This is a genomic window from Ilyobacter sp. (assembly GCF_041583315.1).
Lineage (GTDB): Bacteria > Fusobacteriota > Fusobacteriia > Fusobacteriales > Fusobacteriaceae > Ilyobacter.
Map to the genome: position 1 here is coordinate 1 of NZ_JBFHGC010000504.1, position 2,150 is coordinate 2,150.

Here is a 2,150-nt window from a genome sequence, read left to right on the forward strand (position 1 = left end):
ATAACGGAGCTATTTCTGACTATAACCTTATTTTAAAAATAGATTCATCAGATGGATTAGCACATAAAAATAAAAAGATTATTTTACAGAAATTTGTAAGATAACACAAAATAATCGACACTTTAATCGCTTTTTTGTTTTGTTTTGACCAAAGTCTAAGTGTAATATCTGCACTTAGGATTTTTTATTATACTAAAAGTTCTTTTTATTTCTAAAAAATAACATTCTCCTAGAATCCTATATTTATACTATAGCTTCAAATTGGAGAAGGAATTTACCTTTGCGAGATATGCTGATGACAGGAAAGAATATACATAAAAATCCTTAGAGATACTTAATGGAGACTTCAACTACTGCGCCTGTCAAGAACAAGAATGATTATATCCATGATCTCTTGTGGGTGATTTCTTAAAAGTGACGTGGATATGGGAAACTGATGCAGGAAAGTCTTGTAAATATCGTTGGGAGCTCTGTACTCCTTTGATATTCTTCCTATAAAGTCTATCAGATCAAAATCATACTTTTCATAAAACACATAGTACAGGGTTCTTGCCTTAGGGGAGAGCCCTTTTAGTTTGCCGTCCTCTTCAGGAGAGAAGTAATACTTGAGCCTGATCTTTTCCAGTAGTTGCCTGCATATATTTTTCATCTCCTCATTCTTTCCCTTTTTTTCAGCATACTCAAGTAGGAGTTTTATGGTCTCTATCTCTTTTTCGTTTAAAGCTAAAATATTTATTATTCCCATATCAGTCACTTCTTTCATAATTATTTACCTGGACCTGGCTTCTAAAGGATCTAGGATCACTCTTCTTCCGAAATTCTTTTTAAGCTCGTGAGTCAGCCTGAATACCTCTTTTTTCCTTGTAAAGGATTTCTCCTCTCCAAAAGAAAGCTGGTGGAGCTTACTGCCCTTTGTCGTATTGCTGAGTCTGACTCCTACCTGCCTAATCAACTGATCTAAATCTGCTTCTTCCGCTATTTTCTCTATGACTTTATATATTTCAAGAGGTTCCTTAACAGGATTTTTCACTGTTTTATTTCTCGTGATTCTGTGGAATCCCTCTGAATATCTTATTATCAGTGAAACCGTATATGCAGATTTCTTGTCCTTCTTCATCTGCCAGCTGGCTTCTTCTATTCGCTTAACTATTTTCTTTAAAACCTCTTCTCTGCCAAAAATATCCCTCTGGAAGGTCTGTCTGCTGGCATAACCGTCTCTCTTATAGAAGTCGCCTACTATTCTGCTGTCTATACCTCTTATCATGTAGTATATGCTCACACCTGGCTTCCCTAAATAAAACTTGAGCTCATCTAAAGATACTTCCCTTAGTTGGCCCAAGGTTTCCTTATAAAAAAGCTTATAAAGCTTCTCAGCCATCCTATCTCCTATTCCGTTCATTTTAGTAAGTTTTTTATCTGCCGTATATTCTATAAAATCTTCCTGTGTGGTTAATTTTCCGAAACCATTGGGTTTATTTTTCTCTGATGCAAGTTTTGCGGAAATCTTGTTGTACCCCAAACCTACAGAACAAGTGCATCCGGTTTTTCTGTACATGTCTTTCTGTATGTTTACAGCCAACTGATCTGATGTGCCGTAAAATTCATAGGTGTGAGTTATATCAAGATAAGCTTCGTCTAAAGCTACAAACTCATAGAGGTCAGTATACTGGGCAACGATCTCCCTGAATATCCCGTTAATTTTTTCGTATTTCCACATCCGGGGTGAGACCAAAGTGAGATTGGGGCATTTTCTCTTGGCTATATCTATTGCCATTCCGCTTCCTATTCCGAACTTACGGGCTTCATAACTGGCTGTGGTTATTATTCCCCTCTTGGCATTTGGTGGCGCCACTGCTATTGCCTTGTTTTTAAGCATTGGATTATCCAGCAGCTCTACAGCTGCAAAAAACATATCGAAGTCTATATGCAGTATAATTCTGTCCATAATCCACCTCCAAACTCTGTTATTTAAATTATACGCTTTTTGTTATGTTTTTTCAATTTTTATTTTTTTATACTCTTTTATATATAGAAAACGAAAGCTATCGTGGTATACTGATAGTGAAAATAGAAGGTTTGAACGGAGGTAACCATGAATTTCCAGGAAGCATTAAAGAACTATATGAAAAGAAGTTCCATCAAGGGAAAGG

Annotated in this window: 2 protein-coding genes; both read right to left on the reverse strand. The window is 36.1% G+C overall.

The window, feature by feature from the left end; genetic code table 11:
- Positions 1-346: 346 nt before the first annotated feature.
- Positions 347-763 carry a hypothetical protein gene (locus ABZA26_RS13485; RefSeq protein ID WP_372715018.1) on the reverse strand — a complete coding sequence of 139 codons (417 nt, stop codon included), beginning with the start codon at positions 761-763 and terminating at the stop codon, positions 347-349.
- A gap of 6 nt (positions 764-769) precedes the next feature.
- On the reverse strand, positions 770-1,945 hold the full coding sequence (gene dinB, locus ABZA26_RS13490; protein ID WP_372715019.1) for a DNA polymerase IV: 1,176 nt from the start codon (positions 1,943-1,945) through the stop codon (positions 770-772).
- Positions 1,946-2,150 lie beyond the last annotated feature (205 nt).